The following is a 19538-nucleotide window of genomic DNA, read 5'->3' as shown; positions in this document are numbered from 1 at the left end:
GAGTAATATGCCTTATTCATTTAATGTCACTTTAAATCATGAAGACGATACCCAAAAACTGGCCAAAGTTCTGGCGGAAAATTTCCCTGCGGGGGTCGTGTATCTGGTTGGTGACCTGGGGGCAGGAAAAACGACGTTAACGCGTTATTATTTGCAACAGTTGGGTCATAAAGGTTCAGTGAAAAGTCCAACTTATACACTGGTCGAACCCTATCAAATTAATGGTCAGGATATTTTTCATTTTGACTTGTATCGTCTGAATGACCCTTATGAACTGGAACTGATGGGCATCCGGGATTACCTGGAAACACCGAATGCGCTATTTTTATTTGAATGGCCATCTAAAGGTGGTGATGAAATTCCGCAAGCTGACCTGATTATTGAAATTTTAAAATCTGAAGATGAACTTACCCGTACTGCAAGCCTGATTTCATCGAATCTTGCTTTACGAGAGGCTCTGGAGCGTCAATTTTCACATGTCGAATGATTTAAGTCTGCGCCGTATTCGTGCCCTTGATCCTGCACTTGCCAACCAGATTGCCGCAGGTGAGGTGATTGAACGTCCGGCTTCTGTGGTCAAGGAGTTACTGGAAAACTCGATTGATGCGGGGGCGACAGAGCTGATCATTCGGGTCGAACAGGGCGGCAGTACTTTAATTGAAATCATCGACAATGGACGCGGAATTCATCATGAGGATTTACCGCTGGCCGTGATGCGTCATGCCACCAGCAAAATCCAGAGTGCTGATGAGCTGTATGCGATTAGCAGTCTGGGCTTTCGTGGCGAAGCACTGGCGTCGATAGCAGCAGTTTCACGCCTGACCATGATCAGCAGTCAAAGTGACGAGGGTATCGGTTATCAGGTCGAAGTCAATGGCACGGCTTTTGATCATCAGGAAATTCAGGCTGTTGCGGCCTCAAAAGGAACGCATATCCGGGTTCAGGATTTGTTTTTTAATGTGCCTGCACGGCGTAAATTCCTGAAAAAACCGGGCACTGAATTTGGTCATATCGAAGAAATTGTGCGCCGTATGGCACTGACGCATTTTGATATCCGTTTTGTGCTAGAACATAATGAAAGCATCAAACTGAATTTACCCGTGGCGGATAGCGGCGCTTTGCGTTTTCAGCGGGTACAGCAATTGCTTGGCCGCCAATTTACTGAAAATGCCTACTGGATGGATGCAGACAGTATCAACATGCGTTTGTCTGGCTGGCTTGGCCATCCTTCAGATGCACGTGCACAGGCTGATTTGCAGTATGTCTATGTAAATGGCCGGATTGTCAAAGACAAAACCATTTCCCATGCCTTACGGATGGCCTATGACGGCATCCTGCATGGGCATCAGCATGCGGCTTATTTACTGTTTTTAGAAGTTGATCCAGAAAATGTGGATGTAAACGTCCATCCGACCAAGCATGAAATTCGCTTCCTGAATCAACGTGAAGTACATGAGTTCGTACGGCATTATGCCAAAGAAACGTTGGCACAATTCCAGACCGCAACTGCAGATTTAGCCGAGGCAATGAAACAGGATCAACAGCCTGGCTTGACGGCCCCGCAACCGCGTTATCAGGAACAGTTCAGCCTGCATCAGACTGCGCATTCTCAGCCACAGGTGGTGAGAACGACATCTGCCTTAAGTGAAAATGAAACTTCAGATGTGCTGACCGATTTTGCATCTTCAGGTCCACAAACAGTGCATTATTCCCAAGATTACCGTAAATCTTATTCTGGTTCACAGCAGCTGAATAATGCCTTGCAAAGTTATTTAGCACCGCTCAGAGAAAGTTCGGAAACCGAAGTATTTAGTCCTGAGCAGTCTTTTCAGACACATGTAAAGGCCAAAGTGGATGAGCATCCATTGGGCATTGCCATTGCCCAGTTACATGGTATCTACATTCTGGCACAAAATACCGAAGGTCTGATTATTGTCGATATGCATGCGGCGCATGAACGTATTGTTTTGCAGCAAATGAAATCAGCCTGGGATAAACCTGAATTCTGGACGTCACAGCAACTACTGATTCCAAAGGTCGTAAACATTAGCCGGATGCAGGCCATGCGTGTCGAAGAGCTGAAAGAGCAGTTGGCACGTTTGGGGCTGGAAATCGATCAGTATGGTGATGAGCAAGTTATCGTACGTGGTGTACCGGCTATTCTACACAAGGCCGATTTCGATGCCCTGATTCCTGAATTATTGAATGATTTAGATCCGGGGGATCAAGCACAAAGCCTATTGCAGAAGCGTGACCAAATTTTGGCGGGAATGGCCTGTCATGGTGCAGTGCGAGCGCATCGTATCCTAAGTTTGTCTGAAATGAATGCTTTATTACGGCAGATGGAACAAACCGAATTTGCCAGTCAATGTAATCATGGTCGTCCGACTTGGCGCGCCTTTCCATTGGCTCAACTAGATAAACTTTTTGCTCGAGGAGAGTAGTTTTACATGTCCAATCAATTGCCGGTCATCAATTTAATGGGGCCAACTGCAAGTGGTAAAACCGCTTTGGCATGTGAACTGTATGAGCAAGGGGGATTTGAGCTGATTTCGGTCGATTCTGCACTGGTTTATCGGGAAATGGACATTGGTACAGCCAAACCTTCTAAAGAGGAACTGGCGCGCTATCCGCATCATCTGATTGATATTATTAGTCCACTTGAAGTGTATTCTGCAGCCAACTTTGTCGAAGATGCTTGCCGCCTGATTGATGATATTCATGTGCGTGGTAAAACCCCGATTCTGGTTGGCGGAACCATGCTGTATTTTAAGGCCTTGCTTGAAGGTTTGTCAGATAACCTACCAAGTGCAGACTATGCTATCCGGGCAGAGATTGAAGCCAAGGGTGAGCAGGAGGGCTGGGAAGCGGTTTATGCAGAATTATGTGCAGTCGATCCGATTGCCGGTGAAAAATTCAAGGTTAGCGACAAGCAGCGCATTATTCGAGCCTTGGAAGTTTTTAAATTGACTGGTGAGCCGATTACAAAACTACAGGCAGAACAACCTAAAAACTTACCATATCGTTACAGTTTCCATAATTATGCACTGATGCCAGATCGGTTAGAATTACATGGGCGTATTGAACAACGTCTGGAAATTATGTGGAAAAGCGGTTTTTTAAATGAAGTTGTTAATTTAATTGAAAAATACGATTTTAATGAAAATTTACCTTCCATGCGTTCAGTGGGTTATCGTCAGGCTATGGAATTCTTAAAAAATGCTGATAAAACCAAGGAAAAGCAACGGGAAATGGAGGATAAAGCTTTATTTGCGACACGACAACTTGCAAAACGTCAATATACGTGGTTAAGGTCTTTGCAAGAAAAGCATAAATTTACAACATATTTTACGCTACAGCAGGCTCAAGAAGACTTGCGAAACTGTCACGGATAAAGCAAAATTTAGGGACTATCTTTTTTATAATTTTTAATTGAAAAATAGAGATAGTTTTTGCGCTGATTTTTAATTTTTTTGGAGTTATAACATGTCTAAAGGTCAAACTTTACAAGATCCATTCTTGAATTCTCTCCGTAAGGAACGTATCCCAGTATCTATCTTCCTGGTAAACGGTATTAAATTACAAGGTCATATCGAATCTTTTGACCAATACGTGGTTTTATTAAAAAATACAGTAAGCCAAATGGTTTATAAGCATGCAATTTCAACTGTAGTACCTGCACGTAATCCACGTCCTGCTGGCGCGCCTGCTGGTCCACAAGGTGCGGGCTTCGGTGGTCAAGGTGCTGCAGGTGGCTTTGGTGGCGGTCAAGGTGCTGGCGGCTTCGGTGGTCAAGGTGGTTTTGGCGGTCAAGGCGGCGGCTTCGGTGGTCAAGGTGGCTTCGGCGGTCAAGGCGGTGGCTTTGGTGGTCAAGGCGGCTTTGGTGGTCAAGGTGCCGGCTTCGGTGGTCAAGGTGCTGGCTTTGGTGGTCAAGGCACTGGTTTTGACAACGACACTAAATTTGAAGACTCTTCAGACGATGAAAACAATCGTTAATCGAGTTTGAAAATTAAAAAACCTCTCTATATGAGAGGTTTTTTTATATCTGTACGTTTTAAGTTTTTTAAATAAAAAGCCAACGAGATGTCGTTGGCTTTTTAGGATTATGGTAAGGCTTAACGGTTACGTTTAGGATCCAGTTGAGGATCTTTGATTTCTACATAAGCATTATTGCGCGTTTCACGTAACCAGCTATCTAATTCGGCATCAAATTGACGTTCACCAAGCAATTGGCGAGCCATACGTTCCTGATATTCCTGTGTCATATCTTGTTGGCGTGTTTCACTCACTTGCAGAATATGCCAGCCAAACTGGGATTGAAATGGTTTACTGAACTGACCTACTGGGGTGCTTTTCATCTGCTGTTCAAATTCAGGTACCATTACCCCTGGGCTAACCCAGCCAAGACTTCCGCCATCACGAGCCGAGCCAGTATCATTGGAGAACGTTGAAGCTAAAACAGTAAAATCTTCACCTTGTTTGAGGCGGTTATACAGACTATCAATCATTTGTTTGGCATTTTCAGGACTGACCACTTCAGACGGTTGAATCAGAATGTGTCGTGTTAAATATTGAGGAACAAGGGCTTTCTGTTCGCCACCTTTACGTTCCAAGAGCTTCAGAACATGTACACCATCAGCGACAGGAATCAGTTCAGAAGTTTGACCTGGTTGCAGGGTGGTCACGCGTGCAGCCAGTTCTGCTGGAATTTCTGACAGGTTTCTCACACCCATATCAGCAGCTTCGACTTTAACGCCGCCAGTGCTGTACTTTTTGCTGATCGCCTGAATGTCATTGCTGCTATTTAATTCTTGCTTTACCTTTGTTGCAATTTGTTCAGCATTTTCACCGCTTACCCGTAAATGCAGTACATGGACCTGACTGCCAAGCAAAGCTTGACCTTGCGGGGTATTTAGGAAGTTTTTAACATCTTGATCTGTAATTTGAATACGTGAAGTCACGATTTGTTGACGTAAACGATTCAGTGCTAAATCTTCAGCGATACGGTTACGTAAAGAAGCATAGGTATTGGGCGCCATGGCATCCAGTTTCTGCTGGAATGCTTCCAGACTCGGTGAACCAGAATCACGGGCAACTTTCAGGACGGCTTCATTTAAAGCTTTTTCATCTGGACGAATATTATAACGTTTAACTTGTTCAAGCTGTGCCTGACGAATAATCAGTTGCTCTAAAGCTTGTTGCTCAAGATATTGTTGTGGTGGAACTGCCTTTTTCTGTTTTTGCAGCTGATGTGAGATTTCGGCTACACCTTGAGCCAGGTCACTACGTAGAATGATACTATTGTCGACTACAGCTACAACTTCATCTTTAGGTTGGGCAACAGCAAAAGTCGTCATCGCTGAAGAAAGGCATAGCGCAAGTGCGGTTGCTTTAAAAATTTGTTTTAACTGTTTTGTCTTCATTAACGTTCTGTCCAAGTTTGATTGATATTGTTAAAACCTAGAATACGATTTTCTAGTAATGAGGTGAGTTTGCTGCTTAACCCACCTAAGCCTTTCAGGCTGACTTCGGCCATAATGGCGCGTTTGGCTTTGACGCTTGAATCATTAACGTCGTCTAAGTCATTGTAATATGAGCGACCGTAAACAGAAACTCCCCAACAGCATGACTCATAGTTCACGCCAAGTAAATATTCCCGTGCGACACTATTGTCGAGGTCAAACTGGGCATGTCCAACCAGACGCCAGTTGTTGGCAATCGGCTGGATAAATGAACCCACCACATGATCATAGCTCTTTTGACGGTTCGGAATATCTTTGCGATAGAAATAGCCTAGGTTATAAAGATTGCCTTGCTCACCGGTATAATAAACCTGCAAATCTCGTTGGGCATTCGATCCATTCGACATCCAGCTTGAGTTCAGATTAACGTGAACATTATTTGACAGCTGGCTGGTCAGTTGAATTACAGGGCCAGTATGACTTTCACGGTCGAATTCATCTGCATCATTTTCCAACGTTACACGGCGATCTTCAAAGAAAAAGCTCTGTCCAACGCTGGCACGCAGGCGCTCCAGACCTTCTTCATTAAATAGGCTATAGCTCAGACCTAAGGAGGCAAAGTTATTGTCTTCCAGGCGGTCATTACCATAAAAGCGACGCGCACTGAAAAGTTGATCATAATTAATCGAAGCGACGACTGAATCAAAGTTTGGCTGATTCTGCTGGTTCTCATAAGGTGAATACGCATAGAACAGACGAGGCGTTAAGGTCTGTAGATACGTACCTTCTTTTTCAAAAATTAAGCCGGTGTCCAGCGTGAATTGTGGCACCACAATTGAATTATTTTCACTAGACGCGCTACGGCTTTGGGTTTTTTCATCATAGAAAGTATTGATGTTGCGTACAGTTGCCTGAGGAATGAAGAATGACCACGGGGTAAAATGATTATAACGCACGGAAAAGTCGTTATAGATCCGTGTGCCACTTGGCTGATATACCTTCTCACCCGTTGGATCAGTATCGGCGAAATTTCTCAGGTCTTTCTGGAAATAAGCCGTATCGTTATTAAATTCAAGCTGTAATCCCAATGGATTACCAGTTTTGTAATTGACTAAAAGCTGCGGCAAGCGTGCATAAGGACGGTCTTCATCCAGTACAGTTGGATCTAAGGTCTGGAAATCTTCGACTTTGAATTGTGCCTTTAAGCCAGGAATACCATTTTTGTAATTGACTTCCCAGGCACGGCGTAAGTTCAGGTCAGTTTTAGAGTTCGGGTTGTTATCCAGATCGGCAAAGTAATCTTTGTCTGAAGCGTAGTTATATTCAAGGTTGGTTGATAGTTGATTATTGATCTGCCAGTTATGTAAGAAATGCAGGCTTTTACGGTCTTCGTCGCTATAGCTTTCATCGGAAGGTAAATAACCTCCCCAAATACGGCCTTCACCATAATTCTCAGTCAGATAACGGAACTCGCCATCCAGCATTACCCCACGATCGCCAATATAACGCGGCGTAATTGTCGCATCATATTGTGGTGCTAAATTCAGGTAAACCGGAACACCCAGTTCCAGACCACCATCATTGGTAAAGCCAAATGTCGGCGTCAGAATACCGGTAGTGCGGCGGTCATCAATCGGGAAGTTGAAATAGGGAACCGCTAAAACCGGAACATCTTTAACATAAAGCTTGGTATTCCGGGTTTCACCACGTCCGGTTTCCTGATTCAACTTGATCTTTTCTGCCTGGATTTTCCAGGTCGGTTTTTGCTCAGGTGGGCAGGTGGTATAGGTCGCATTTTCCAGTTCTACCGTCTCGGTCGAGGTTCTGGCGATCTTTTCTGCCCGACCATGCGCATGTTGCTGCTCGGCAATATAGAAGCTGTTATTTAGGTCGCCTTCTTGGGTCTTTAAATTATAATTAATATCATCACTTTGCGAGAGTAGGCCACCCTGAGCAAGTTGTACCCGACCTTCTGCTTTGGCATAGGTCTGGGTTTGATCAATCGTTACGCGTTCAGCACGAATCTGGCGACCTTGCTGGTCAATGATGACATTGCCTTCTAAATAAGAGTCACCTGCTGGATTGTAGTGACCATAATCTGCAGTAATGGTGGATGTAGCCTGATCTGGCGCAACGGTTGCTGCATCTGGAGCAATCGGGGTCACCCAGGTGCCTTCACAATAAGCTGAACTTAAGTATTTTTCCTGCCGCTGCTGTGCCTCAGCTGAGGATTTGTCGACATAGTATTGCGAAAAGAATGCTTCACCTGGATAGGTCTCATTTATGCGCTGTTTGAGTTGTTCTGCATTTACATCGGACGAGACATTTGATGCAGCATAGCCGGAGGCTGAGCTGCCACATAAAAGGGTTAAGATCGCAGTCGCTAGAGGATTTATTTTAAAGTGATGCTTCATTTGTCTCATTAACCAATCATGCTTTTATCGCAATTAATTATTGTCGCATCATAGAGAAAAAGTTGATAAGTAGCTACACTTAGCACTTTAAAAACTCAGCCTGTATTAGAATTAATTGCAAATGAATACACAACGCGAACAATTGATACAATCTTGGATTGCCTCTGTACTCGGTTCAGATCAATTTGAAACTCATTTTTTAGCAGGTGATGCCAGCTTCCGTCGTTATGCACGAATCAAACTGAATAATAAAACATTTATGCTGATGGATGCACTACCAGAAAAAGAAGATTGTGTGCCTTTTGTGACGATAGATGAGTTTTTTGATGTACATGGCGTGCGCGTTCCGCATATCGTGGCAAAAGACCTGGAAAATGGCTTTTTACTGCTCGAAGACTTTGGTGATGTGCTGCTGTCGAATCTGCTGAATGACGAGACTGTAGATGCCTATTATGAGCAAAGCTTTAAGCAGCTCATTCAACTACAATCGATTGCTGGAGAAGGGCATTTCCCGGCATATTCTTATGAAAAACTGATCTCGGAAATGGAATTGCTGACTGACTGGATGTTACCAGCGTTAAAGGTTCAACTGACTGAATCAGAAAGCGCCTTGATCAAACGCACTTTTGCGATTTTGGCGAATGCCGCATTGGCACAGCCACAGGTGATCGTGCATCGGGATTTCCATAGTCGTAACTTGATGAAAATCGACAATGAAACCGAACTCGGTGTGATTGATTTTCAGGATGCTGTGATTGGTGCGGATACTTATGACTTGATCTCGATTACCCGTGATGCCTATGTACAGTGGAATGCCGATCGTGTGTATCGCTGGTTCAAAAACTTTTATGACTTGTTGCCAGCATCTGCTAAAGAAGAGCGTGACTTTGAACAGTTTAAAAAAGACGCCGACATGATGGCGATTCAGCGTCATATCAAGATTTTAGGTATTTTTGTGCGTCTGTTTGAACGTGATGGCAAGTCAGGTTATCTCAAGGACTTACCACGTGTGATGTGGTATCTGCTTGAAGAATCTAAGGCTTATGCAGAACTAGAGCCATTCATGCAGTTTATGCGTGACAGAGTGATGCCTGCATTTGAAGCTAAATATGGCTCATATGAGGTGGCTGCCTGAATGAAAGCGATGATTTTGGCCGCAGGACTCGGTAATCGTATGCGGCCGCTAACGCTGCATACGCCAAAGCCTTTGCTGGAAGTTGGGGGCAAGCCCTTAATTGTCTGGCATATAGAGAAACTGGCTGCGATCGGTGTTACTGAAATTGTCATCAATACGGCTTGGCTCGGTGAAAAACTCGCAGAAGCTTTGGGCGATGGTTCGCAATTTGGCGTGCACATCCTTTGGTCACATGAAGGTGAAGGTCTGGAAACAGCAGGCGGAATTATCAATGCCTTGCCGCTACTCGGTGATGAACCTTTTATTCTGTTAAATGGTGATGTCTGGACCAGTATGGATTTTGAACCTTTACTGAATATTGATCTGGAAGATAATCTGGCACATCTCGTACTTGTGCAGAACCCTGAACAACATCCTGAAGGTGATTTTACGCTTGCAGCCGGGAAAGCTTATACCTTTGATCAGCAAGTCGAAGGTGAAAACCTGACTTTTAGTGGTGTATCCGTGCTTGATCCAAAGATGTTCCAAGGCTTAGAGACTGGCAAGCGTCCTTTGGCACCTTTATTGAAGGCAGCGATGCTGAATCATCAAGTGGTTGCCTCTAAACTGGTGGGTATTTGGGTAGATGTCGGTACGCCTGAACGTTTAACGGCACTAGATTTGGCAATCCGTGAAGCTAAGTCTGTTTAAGTGAATATTCACTAAGCACTGCCTACTATGACAAGATATAGAAAACGGTATACTTCCACCTAACTTTTTCGAGCGTAGATTGTTTATGCACATGTTTTTTCAAGAACTAAAGCAGGGTAGCCAAGCTTTGGGTTTAGAGCTATCTGAAGAAGCTTTGAATTTATTACTCAAGTATCAGGACGCTTTGGTGCTGTGGAACAAAGCATATAATTTAACTGCGATCCGTGATCCGAAAGAAATGCTGGTCAAGCATCTGCTGGACAGTCTCAGCATTCTAAAAGATCTGCCAGCGGGCCGTCTGCTCGATATCGGTACGGGTGGCGGTATGCCAGGTATGATCATTGCTTTATGTCAGCCTGAGCGTGAATGTGTATTACTCGATTCAAACGGTAAAAAAATTCGTTTCCTGAAACAGTTTATTGCCGATCTGAAACTTAAAAATGTCATTGCGGTGCAAACGCGTGTAGAAAATGAAGACAGCATTAACGAGCTGGGTCAATTTGATGTGATTACCAGTCGTGCGTTTGCATCTCTGACTGACTTTGTGGATGCCTCTAAACCGTATATGCATGAACAGACCATTATTGCCTCAATGAAAGGCTTAATTCCTGAAGATGAAGTCACTGCTTTAAAAAATGAATTTAGTTGTGAGATTATTGAACTTAAAGTTCCGCGCTTAGACGAACAGCGTCATTTACTGCTATTAAAACGTATTTAAGAATTTTAAAGGGATTGGGGGCAACATGGCACAAATTATTGCGATTGCAAACCAAAAAGGTGGTGTTGGTAAAACCACAACCGCAGTAAATTTGGCGGCATCTTTAGCTGTGTTAAAAAAGCGCGTTTTGCTGGTCGATATGGATTCGCAAGGCAATGCAACCATGGGGTCGGGCATTCAAAAGAATGACTTGCTCTATTCGGTCACCGATGTATTGCTGGGTGAAGTGCCGATTGAAACGGCGATCGCCAAGGCAGAGGTCGGTTATAAGGTTCTGGGTGCCAACCGTGATCTGGCTGGGGTTGAGCTGGCAATTGCAGATCAAGAAGGACGTGAATTCATCCTGCGTGATGCATTGCAAGAAGTCGAAAAGTCATTTGATTATATTATTGTTGATTGTGCGCCAAGTCTGAGCCTGATTACAGTGAATGCTTTGGCAGCGGTTGATGGTGTGCTGATTCCGATGCAGTGTGAATATTATGCACTGGAAGGTCTGGCTGATTTGACCCAGACCATCGATCGGATTCAGCAAGCATTGAATCCAGACCTGCAAATAGTCGGTGTATTACGTACCATGTATGATGCGCGTAATGCCTTGACCCGTGATGTCTCTGAAGAATTAGAACAATATTTCGGTAAAAAACTGTATGACACCGTGATTCCACGCAATATTCGTCTGGCTGAAGCACCAGCACACGGTTTGCCGGTGATTTATTTTGAAAAAAGCTCAAAGGGTGCAGTTGCTTACTTAAATCTGGCAGCTGAAGTATTAAAGAAAAGCAAAGTGAAAAAAGGAAGTAAAGCATGACCGTCAAGAAACGTGGACTCGCTAAAGGTCGTGGCTTGGATGCCTTGCTAGGCTCAATTCAAAAAGAAAAATTACAGATGGAAGCCCAAGGTCTTGATCATGGTCAGCTCAAACAGATTGATGTGAACCTGCTCAAGCGTGGTGAATACCAGCCGCGCCGTTATATCAACGAGCAAGACTTGCAAGAGCTGGCGGCATCGATTGAAAAACACGGCATTATGCAGCCGATTGTGATTCGTCCGGTCGATGACGAACGCTATCCTTATGAAATTATTGCCGGTGAACGTCGTTGGCGTGCAGCGCAGTTGGCAGGTCTGACTGAAATTCCTGCGATTGTGCGCGAACTTCAGGATCAGGTCGCGATTGCATTGGCTCTGATTGAAAACATCCAACGTCAGGATCTGAATCCGATTGATCAGGCCATGGCTCTGCAACGTTTCCATGAGGAATTTGGTCTAAGCCATCAGGAAATTGCAGACACAGTCGGCAAGGCACGTACTACGGTCAGTAATTTACTTCGCCTGCTCAGTCTGGCTGAAGAAGTGAAAGACTTTATGCAGCAAGGCCTGCTGGATATGGGGCATGCGCGTGCGATTCTAACGCTGAAGGCAAAAGACCAGCTCAAAGTCGCTGATATCGTGATTGAAAAAAGCTTGTCTGTTCGTCAAACCGAGCAGTTAGTCCGTGATTTTAATGTACCTAAACAAGAAAAAGTAAAACAAGCGCTTGCACCGGATATTCAGCAATTGACCCAGCGCCTTTCAGAGCGTTTCAGTGCTGATGTGAAAATTGACTATAACAAACAAGGTAAAGGAAAATTAGTCATTAGTTATCATTCTTTAGAAGAGCTGGATGGCATTCTTTCTATTTTAGAAGATGAATAATTTATATATTTTTTTTATTGGGGAATAAATTAGATGTGGGAATTGGTTAAAGCGGGTGGCTGGCTCATGCTGCCACTGGTCTTGTGTTCTATCTTTATGTTGGCGATTTCGATCGAGCGCCTGATTCGCCTGAAGAGGAAAGCGGTACTTCCGTCTACACTTCTGATGAGTCCAGTGCAAAATGCATCACAAGTCATGCAAAAAATGAATCAAAGTGCGGCCTTAAAGCAAAGCACTTTGGGCCGGGTATTTACTGCAGGCTATGCCAGCAAGCAGCAAGGTGAGCAGTATGCTCGCGCACAGATGGAAGTGGTGGCATCACAGGAAATTGGTTATCTGGAAAAAAACATTAATTTTCTGGGAACTTTGAGTGCAGTTGCGCCTTTACTCGGTTTATTGGGAACTGTACTTGGGATTATTGAATCTTTCCTGATGATCGATGTGGGAACTGGAAGTGATCCGGTCTTGATGATGCCCGGTATTTCCAAGGCTTTAATTACCACGGCAGCCGGTATGCTGATTGCAATTCCTGCACTGTTTGCTCACCGTTATTTTCAGCGTCTTGTTCAGGAATATGTGGCTGAACTTGAGCAGCAAGCGACTTTGTTTCATGCGGATCTTTTTTATCGTAATCATGCAGACATAGATCAAGACATGCAAAAAGCCAGCTAGGAGGCGGATGATGAAATTCAAACGCAACCAGGTGGAAGATGTACATATTAATCTGACACCGATGATTGATTGTCTGCTGTTTATTCTGGTCTTTTTACTTTTGTCGACGACATTTAGCCAAATGAGCCGAATGAATCTGACCTTGCCGGATGCGCAAGGTGTACCGCCTAAAAGCTATGATCAGAAAGTTGAAGTGATTGTGGATGCCAATGGTCATTACGCAGTCAATGGTCAATCCTTGGCCAGTAAGGAAGTCGCGGATTTAAATACTGCAATTAAACAGATTTCTAATGAACGCCGTGATTTAATGTTTGTCATTGCAGCTGACGCAAAATCCAGCCATCAGGACGTGATTCGTGTCATGGATGTGGCCGGGCAGCTCGGCTTTGTAAATATTAATATCAGTACCAAAGTACCCACCCGAGGTTATTAGTGAAGCACGATTTTAAGGTCTATCTTCGCCTTTTAAGTTATTTAAAACCGTTTTGGGGCATTGCATTGCTTGTCCTGCTGGGTTTTTCTATTAATGCCGCTACGGAAGTCTCTGTCGCTAAATTACTGGAATATATTATTGAGGCGATTCAAAATAAAGACCAGAGTTTCACATCACTTTTCCCGTTTTTAGTGGTCATACTCATGTTCTTCCGGGGCTTGGGTTTGTTCATGGGTGGATATTTTACTGCGGTAATTTCCCGGAATCTGGTATTCAATATCCGTCAGGAAGTTTTTGCAAAATTGCTGCGTTTACCTTCCCAGTATTATCTGGACAATACCAGCGGGCATATTACTGCCAAAATCATGTATAACGTTGAACAGCTAACCGCTGCTTCAACTGAAGCTTTAAGAACCTTGTTGCAACAAGGTTTGATCACTCTGGCATTATTAGGCTACCTGTTGTATACCAACTGGCGTCTGACCATGTGTATCCTGATTTTTGCACCCGTCATTGGCTTTATTATCAGTAAAGCTGCAAGACGGATGCGTAAATTATCGCAGCAAGTGCAAGACACCATGGGTGATGTAAACCATGTGGTGCAGGAAACGGTGAATGCCAACCTGATCGTCAAGGGTTTTGGAGGGCAAAGTTATGAGCAGGAACGCTTTAAACAGAACTCGCTGGAAAACTTGCGTCGTGGCTTGAAAATGGTCGCTGTACAACAGTTGAATAGTCCTGTGGTTCAGCTGATCATGTCGATTTCACTGAGTATTGTGATGTTTATTGCCTTGCGTCCGCAAATTCTGGGTGATACCTCTGCGGGTGAATTTGTCGCTTATATTACTGCGGCGGGTATGCTGGCAAGACCGATCAAAGCCTTGACGGATATCAATGAAAAAATTCAACGTGGTATGGCTGCGGCTCATTCGGTATTTGAATTGCTGGATATGCCTGAAGAAAAAAATACCGGGACTTTAACGGATAGCCTGAAAGGCGATATCGAGTTTAAAGATGTCAACTTGATTTATGATGATGGCCATCATGCTATTCATGACTTTAATTTGCAGGTCAAGGCCGGTGAAACAGTAGCGCTGGTAGGACGTTCTGGTGCAGGAAAAAGTTCTCTGGTGAATCTGCTGGTGCGTTATCAGGATGCAACTTCTGGGCAGATCTTGCTGGATCAGAAACCGATTGAAGATTTTGAAATTACCGCCTTGCGAACCCAGATTGCTATGGTGAACCAGCAAGTAGTACTGTTTAATCGTACCGTGCGGGAAAATATTGCTTATGGTCAGCTCGAAGGTGCTTCCGATGAAGATATTATCGCGGCAGCAAAGGCAGCCTATGCGCATGATTTTATTATGGCACTACCGCAAGGTTATAATACTCAGCTGGGTGCTCAGGGTTTAAACCTGTCTGGTGGCCAGCGTCAGCGCATCGCCATCGCGCGAGCAATTTTGAAAAATGCCTCTATTCTGATTCTGGATGAAGCGACCAGTGCGCTGGATAACGAGTCGGAATACTTTATTCAGCGTGCCTTTGATAAAGCCATGCAGGACCGTACCACCATCGTAATTGCACATCGTCTATCGACGATTGAAAACGCGGATCGTATTGTTGTCATGGATCAGGGCCGTATTGTTGAGCAGGGCAGTCATGCCGAACTGATTGCGCTACATGGTGCTTATTATCAGTTGCATCAGCGTAACTTTGAGGAACAGTAACTTATGGCACTGGCACAAATCATTCAGGATGCTTGGAATGCACAGGCAAAGTGGCTGGTGGTGCTGCGTCCTTTGTCATGGTTGTATCGCCTGGGTTTTGTCAGCAATCACTGGCTTTATCAAAAAGGCATTAAAAAAAGTTATAGTGCACCAATTCCCGTTATGGTAATTGGTAACATCACAGTCGGTGGTAGCGGTAAAACACCTTTGTTGATTCATCTGGTGGATTATTTAACCGAGAAAAATGTTCGGGTAGGCGTGATCAGTCGAGGCTATGGCGGCCAAGGTCCATTTCCTGCCTATGTCGACTTTAATACCTTGCCGGAGATTGTCGGAGATGAGCCTGCCTTGATTGTACAGGCAACAGGCGTGCCGATGGCAGTTGGTCCCAACCGGCAGAAAAGTATCGAGTTATTGCTGCACAAACATGAACTGGATCTGATTATCTGTGATGATGGCCTGCAGCATTGGGCCTTGAATCGCCAGATTGAGTGGATTGTGCTGGATAATAATCGCGGTCTGGGTAATCAGAAACTGCTTCCAGAAGGTTATCTACGTGAACCAGTGACCCGTTTGAAAACGGGAACCGTAATTGAGCATTCGGCTAACCCAAGCTCTGAACTGCATATGCATCTGGCTGCATCACAGCCTTATTTGCTTAATCAGGACAACAATAAAATCTTTGATCCTCAAGCGGCTTTTTATGCGGTAGTCGGCATTGGCTTTCCACAGCGGTTTTATCAGACCTTGCAAAATTTAGGCATAGAACAATTTCAGTGTCATGAGTTTCCAGACCATCATGACTATGACATTGAAGATTTACAGTTCGATGATAACAATCCGATTATTACCACTGAAAAAGACGCAATAAAAATTATGGCGCTACTTAAACAATATCCAGATTTTAAACAGGATATCTGGGTGGTGCCAGTCGATGCAGTCCTATCGCCAGCCTGCTATACAGTCTTGCAGCAACAGTTACAACAATACGGTATTCAAATTTCTTAAGGCTCATTCATTATGAAACACATTGTTATTCCTGCACGTTTCGCCAGTTCACGTTTACCGGGTAAACCTTTGCTGGAAATTCATGGTCGTCCCATGATTCTGCGGGTAGTGGACCAAGCCAAAAAAGTGCAAGGTTTTGACGATCTGTGTGTGGCAACTGATGATGAGCGTATTGCAGCCGTTTGCCGTGCTGAAGGCATTGATGTGGTGATTACCTCAGCGGATCATCCTTCAGGCACAGACCGCTTGAGTGAAGTGGCTCGAACTAAAGGCTGGGCCAGTGATGACATCATTGTCAATGTACAGGGGGATGAACCTTTACTGCCGGCGCAACTGGTAAAACAGGTTGCTCAACTCTTGGAAGATCAGCCTGAATCTTCCATGTCGACGCTATGTGAGCCGATCCATCAACTGGATGAATTCAAACGCGACAGCATTGTAAAAGTCGTAATGTCAAAACAGCAGCAGGCACTGTATTTTAGCCGTGCTACCATTCCTTATGACCGTGATGGCGCGAAACTCGCTGAACCGAAGCTGCATGATCAGGCCTATCGTCATTTAGGTCTATATGCCTATCGGGTAAAACTGTTGCAAGAATATGTGACCTGGGAAATGGGTGTGCTGGAGAAACTGGAATCTCTAGAACAGTTACGGGTACTGGAAAATGGACACCGTATTGCCATTGCGGTGGCTGAAGCCAATTTGCCGCCAGGGGTAGATACCCAGGAAGATCTGGATCGCCTAAATCAGATGGAGCTTTCCCATTTTGCCTAAGAAGAGTCAAATACATGCCTTTTGATGTCAATGCACATATCTATCCATGGCAGCAACAGGTTTGGGAAACCCTGACCGGACGCTTTCCCAAGCTTGGGCATGGTTTATTGTTTTATGGAAAAAAAGGCTGTGGCAAAGAAGCGTTTACCCAACAGTTTCTGGCTTGGGTGTTATGCCTGAATCGTCAGCCTGCCGGGCCATGTGGTGAATGCAGTAGCTGCCAATGGTTAAAGGCAGATACCCATCCCAACTATGTGCATATCAGTACCGATGAAGACAATAAAAAACAGAATGCTAAAATCAAGATCGAGAAGATTCGTGATCTTCTGCCTTTTGTGCAACAGACTGTAGATGGCTGGCGTGTAATTGTGATTGAGCCGGCAGAAGCCTTAAATATTGCCTCTGCTAACGCCTTGCTTAAAACACTGGAAGAACCCGGTGATAATACGGTGATTATTTTACTGGCGAATCATTATTTAAAATTGCCCGCGACCATCCGCAGTCGTTTGCAGCATTTTGCTTTGGATCGAATTTCCGCAGAACAATTTAGCGATTATGTCCAGAAGCAGTTACCAGATGCAGGCGCTAGCCAGCAACAGTTATTGATGAACCTGTCTAATCAGATGCCGTTACAGGCATTAGAGGTTGCACAAAGTGCCTGGCTGCCACTGCGTCAGGAATTCCTGCAAGACTGGCAAAAACTGGTCATTCAAAAAAATATGCCACTGGCAATTGCGACCAAATGGAATAAAAGCCTGAGTTTTGGTGAATTTGCTCAAATGTTTGAATACTTGTTGTCCGATTTAATTTGTGTCAAGCTAAATCAGACGGTGAAAAACATTGATCTTGAGTTGAATGTGCTTGCCGAACAATATTCATTAGAAGCACTTTTTAAAATTTATGAAGATTTTCAGCGCGCCAAGCAATATCTCGAGCAGAATGTCCAAAGCAATCTGGTCATCGATGAACTGTTTATCAAGCTGATGAATCTTTAATTAAGGGGAAATCACATGCAACCACGTATGGGTGGTATTATTCAGGCTACTATTCCTGACATTGAAACACTGTTTGCCAGCTATATGCCTTATGTTGTGGGTGGTGGGCTTTTTATTCCTTCCAAGCAGCCGGTCAAACTGGGCGAAGAGGTTTTTGTATTGACGACTTTGCCTGACCAGACCCAGAAAATTCCTTTAACCGGTAAAGTCATCTGGGTCTCGCAAAAGCAGAATGGCATCAAGCCACAAGGCTTTGGCATCCAGTTAAGCGGTGAAAAAGGCGTTTATTTTAAAAATGAAGCAGATCGTCTGGTTGCAGGTCTTAAATCTGAAGGACGTAAAAGTTACACTATGTAGTTAATTTACCCTTGGTAGGAACGCATCGTGTTTGTAGATACTCATTGTCATTTAACCCTGCTTGATTTGACACCATATCATGGTGATCTGGATCAGGCATTGGCTCAGGCTCGTGAAGCCGGTGTTTCCAAATTCATGAGTATCTCGGTCGATCTGGATGATCATATCGAGCTGGCCAAAATTGCCGCGCGTCATGCAGATGTCGGATATACCGTTGGCGTACATCCTTGCGAAGATGCTGCAACCATGGCGCGTGCCACGACTGAATATCTGGTCGAACTGGCGCAACCGGAGAAAGTCTGGGCACTCGGTGAAACAGGTCTGGACTATTATCACAGTACCGATTTTATTGCAGAGCAAAAAGCCTGTTTCGCCCGGCATATCCATGCGTCACAAATCACCAAAAAACCTGTAGTCGTTCATACCCGTTCCGCCAAGCATGATACCGTCGATATTATTCGCGCGGAAAAATCTACGCATGGCATCCTGCACTGTTTTACCGAGGACTGGGAAACCGCTAAAGCAGTACTGGATTGCGGCTATTATGTGTCATTTTCCGGAATTGTTTCATTTAAAAATGCGCAGGATCTGCGTGATGTCGCCAAACAGGTTCCGCTGGATCGTGTGCTGATTGAAACCGATAGTCCTTATCTTGCGCCAATGCCGTATCGTGGCAAATCTAATGAGCCTAAATACGTTCCTTATGTAGCCAAAGCGCTTTGCGATGTATATGATAAGTCGCTAGAAGAAATGGCTTTTATCACAAAGCAGAACTTTGAAAATCTTCTGAATTTAAAGTAAATAAAGTTATATAAAGTACAAAGAGAGTTTATAGGGTGAAGATGGATCGTCAGGCTCAGTTTCGAGCAAGAGAAACCTTGATTTTTCAAGTTGCAGAACAGCTCCTGTTGGAAAATGGTGAAGCAGGAATGACCCTAGATGCGCTTGCTGCCGAGCTTGATCTGGCCAAAGGGACACTTTATAAACATTTCCAGAGTAAAGATGAACTATACATGCTGCTGATTATCCGTAATGAGCGCATGTTGCTGGAAATGATTCAGGATAGTGATAAAGCCTTTCCTGAACATCTGGCCTTCTTTATGCTGCATCATTTGCATCATCCTGAACGTACCGTGCTGTTTCATCAGATTGAAGAACGTCTGTCAACGACTGGGGTCGGTATTCAGCACCTGTTTAGCGAACTTTATCAGGTACGTAAACAGCGCTTACGCCTGATTATCCGTATGACAGAAACTTATCTGGCTTCGATCAACAGCCGCATGTCGGTACGCGATTATCTGGCTTCGATCTGGTCGCTGACCCATGGCGCAGCTGCAATTCTCAATTCCAGTTTCTATCAGCGTTATTTGGGTTCACGTGATACCTTGCGTGTGGCCTATATCGATCAGGCACTGGCTTTGCCTAAGCAGGTGCATTCTGCCGAGCAGTTTGCCTAAGGTT

Annotated in this window: 20 protein-coding genes; 18 read left to right on the top strand and 2 right to left on the bottom strand. The window is 44.4% G+C overall.

Going from position 1 to position 19538, the window contains the following annotated elements; all coding sequences use genetic code 11:
* Positions 1-7: 7 nt before the first annotated feature.
* From tsaE to hfq, 4 genes are all read left to right on the top strand, one after another.
* The gene (tsaE, locus tag NI468_RS06175) at positions 8-487 is read left to right on the top strand and encodes a tRNA (adenosine(37)-N6)-threonylcarbamoyltransferase complex ATPase subunit type 1 TsaE (protein WP_253100671.1); all 480 of its coding nucleotides are present in this window, start codon (positions 8-10) and stop codon (positions 485-487) included.
* The gene (mutL, locus tag NI468_RS06170) at positions 477-2444 is read left to right on the top strand and encodes a DNA mismatch repair endonuclease MutL (protein WP_253100668.1); all 1968 of its coding nucleotides are present in this window, start codon (positions 477-479) and stop codon (positions 2442-2444) included. The genes tsaE and mutL overlap by 11 nt, the downstream gene beginning before the upstream one ends.
* 6 nt (positions 2445-2450) lie before the next feature.
* On the top strand, positions 2451-3395 hold the full coding sequence (gene miaA / locus NI468_RS06165; protein WP_004645483.1) for a tRNA (adenosine(37)-N6)-dimethylallyltransferase MiaA: 945 nt from the start codon (positions 2451-2453) through the stop codon (positions 3393-3395).
* 91 nt (positions 3396-3486) lie between these two features.
* On the top strand, positions 3487-3996 hold the full coding sequence (gene hfq, locus NI468_RS06160) for an RNA chaperone Hfq (RefSeq protein WP_253100665.1): 510 nt from the start codon (positions 3487-3489) through the stop codon (positions 3994-3996).
* Between the two features lie 119 nt (positions 3997-4115).
* On the opposite strand, the gene NI468_RS06155 is transcribed toward hfq, so the two are convergent.
* Positions 4116-5423, bottom strand: a complete 1308-nt coding sequence (locus NI468_RS06155; RefSeq protein WP_044109557.1) for a peptidylprolyl isomerase — start codon at positions 5421-5423, stop codon at positions 4116-4118.
* Entirely contained in the window at positions 5423-7876 is a 2454-nt protein-coding gene (locus NI468_RS06150; protein ID WP_004278895.1) for an LPS-assembly protein LptD, read from the bottom strand. Before NI468_RS06150 ends, NI468_RS06155 begins: the two co-directional genes overlap by 1 nt.
* Positions 7877-7997: 121 nt before the next feature.
* Here NI468_RS06150 and NI468_RS06145 point away from each other — a divergent pair, with 121 nt between their 5' ends.
* From NI468_RS06145 to NI468_RS06080, 14 genes are all read left to right on the top strand, one after another.
* On the top strand, positions 7998-9011 hold the full coding sequence (locus NI468_RS06145) for an aminoglycoside phosphotransferase family protein (RefSeq protein ID WP_253100662.1): 1014 nt from the start codon (positions 7998-8000) through the stop codon (positions 9009-9011).
* Positions 9012-9701: an N-acetylmuramate alpha-1-phosphate uridylyltransferase MurU gene (gene murU, locus NI468_RS06140; RefSeq protein ID WP_253100659.1), complete on the top strand. Its 690-nt coding sequence runs from the start codon at positions 9012-9014 to the stop codon at positions 9699-9701.
* An 85-nt stretch (positions 9702-9786) separates the two neighbouring features.
* Positions 9787-10419, top strand: a complete 633-nt coding sequence (gene rsmG, locus NI468_RS06135; protein WP_005097338.1) for a 16S rRNA (guanine(527)-N(7))-methyltransferase RsmG — start codon at positions 9787-9789, stop codon at positions 10417-10419.
* 25 nt (positions 10420-10444) lie between these two features.
* Complete coding sequence (locus NI468_RS06130) at positions 10445-11227, top strand: ParA family protein (RefSeq protein ID WP_005170377.1); 783 nt, start codon at positions 10445-10447, stop codon at positions 11225-11227.
* Positions 11224-12111 carry a ParB/RepB/Spo0J family partition protein gene (locus tag NI468_RS06125; RefSeq protein WP_253100656.1) on the top strand — a complete coding sequence of 296 codons (888 nt, stop codon included), beginning with the start codon at positions 11224-11226 and terminating at the stop codon, positions 12109-12111. Before NI468_RS06130 ends, NI468_RS06125 begins: the two co-directional genes overlap by 4 nt.
* Before the next feature lie 33 nt (positions 12112-12144).
* Positions 12145-12783, top strand: a complete 639-nt coding sequence (locus NI468_RS06120) for a MotA/TolQ/ExbB proton channel family protein (protein WP_253100653.1) — start codon at positions 12145-12147, stop codon at positions 12781-12783.
* A gap of 10 nt (positions 12784-12793) precedes the next feature.
* Complete coding sequence (locus NI468_RS06115; RefSeq protein ID WP_253100705.1) at positions 12794-13216, top strand: ExbD/TolR family protein; 423 nt, start codon at positions 12794-12796, stop codon at positions 13214-13216.
* Positions 13216-14943, top strand: coding sequence for a lipid A export permease/ATP-binding protein MsbA (gene msbA / locus NI468_RS06110; RefSeq protein WP_005106562.1), 1728 nt, complete (start codon positions 13216-13218; stop codon positions 14941-14943). The genes NI468_RS06115 and msbA overlap by 1 nt, the downstream gene beginning before the upstream one ends.
* 3 nt (positions 14944-14946) lie before the next feature.
* Positions 14947-15951, top strand: coding sequence for a tetraacyldisaccharide 4'-kinase (gene lpxK, locus NI468_RS06105; protein ID WP_004645471.1), 1005 nt, complete (start codon positions 14947-14949; stop codon positions 15949-15951).
* 12 nt (positions 15952-15963) lie between these two features.
* Positions 15964-16725, top strand: a complete 762-nt coding sequence (gene kdsB, locus NI468_RS06100; RefSeq protein WP_253100650.1) for a 3-deoxy-manno-octulosonate cytidylyltransferase — start codon at positions 15964-15966, stop codon at positions 16723-16725.
* A gap of 14 nt (positions 16726-16739) precedes the next feature.
* Positions 16740-17720, top strand: a complete 981-nt coding sequence (locus tag NI468_RS06095; protein ID WP_219309103.1) for a DNA polymerase III subunit delta' C-terminal domain-containing protein — start codon at positions 16740-16742, stop codon at positions 17718-17720.
* Positions 17721-17735: 15 nt separating this feature from the next.
* Entirely contained in the window at positions 17736-18077 is a 342-nt protein-coding gene (locus tag NI468_RS06090; RefSeq protein WP_004645468.1) for a PilZ domain-containing protein, read from the top strand.
* Positions 18078-18104: 27 nt separating this feature from the next.
* Positions 18105-18878 carry a TatD family hydrolase gene (locus tag NI468_RS06085; RefSeq protein ID WP_005106566.1) on the top strand — a complete coding sequence of 258 codons (774 nt, stop codon included), beginning with the start codon at positions 18105-18107 and terminating at the stop codon, positions 18876-18878.
* A 41-nt stretch (positions 18879-18919) separates the two neighbouring features.
* Positions 18920-19534 carry a TetR/AcrR family transcriptional regulator gene (locus NI468_RS06080; RefSeq protein WP_005252237.1) on the top strand — a complete coding sequence of 205 codons (615 nt, stop codon included), beginning with the start codon at positions 18920-18922 and terminating at the stop codon, positions 19532-19534.
* Positions 19535-19538 lie beyond the last annotated feature (4 nt).

It is taken from the genome of Acinetobacter lwoffii, from assembly GCF_024129355.1.
Taxonomy (GTDB): Bacteria; Pseudomonadota; Gammaproteobacteria; order Pseudomonadales; family Moraxellaceae; genus Acinetobacter; species Acinetobacter lwoffii_I.
The sequence above is the reverse complement of the archived record's forward strand: the minus strand, read 5'-3'. Positions and strand labels throughout refer to the sequence as shown.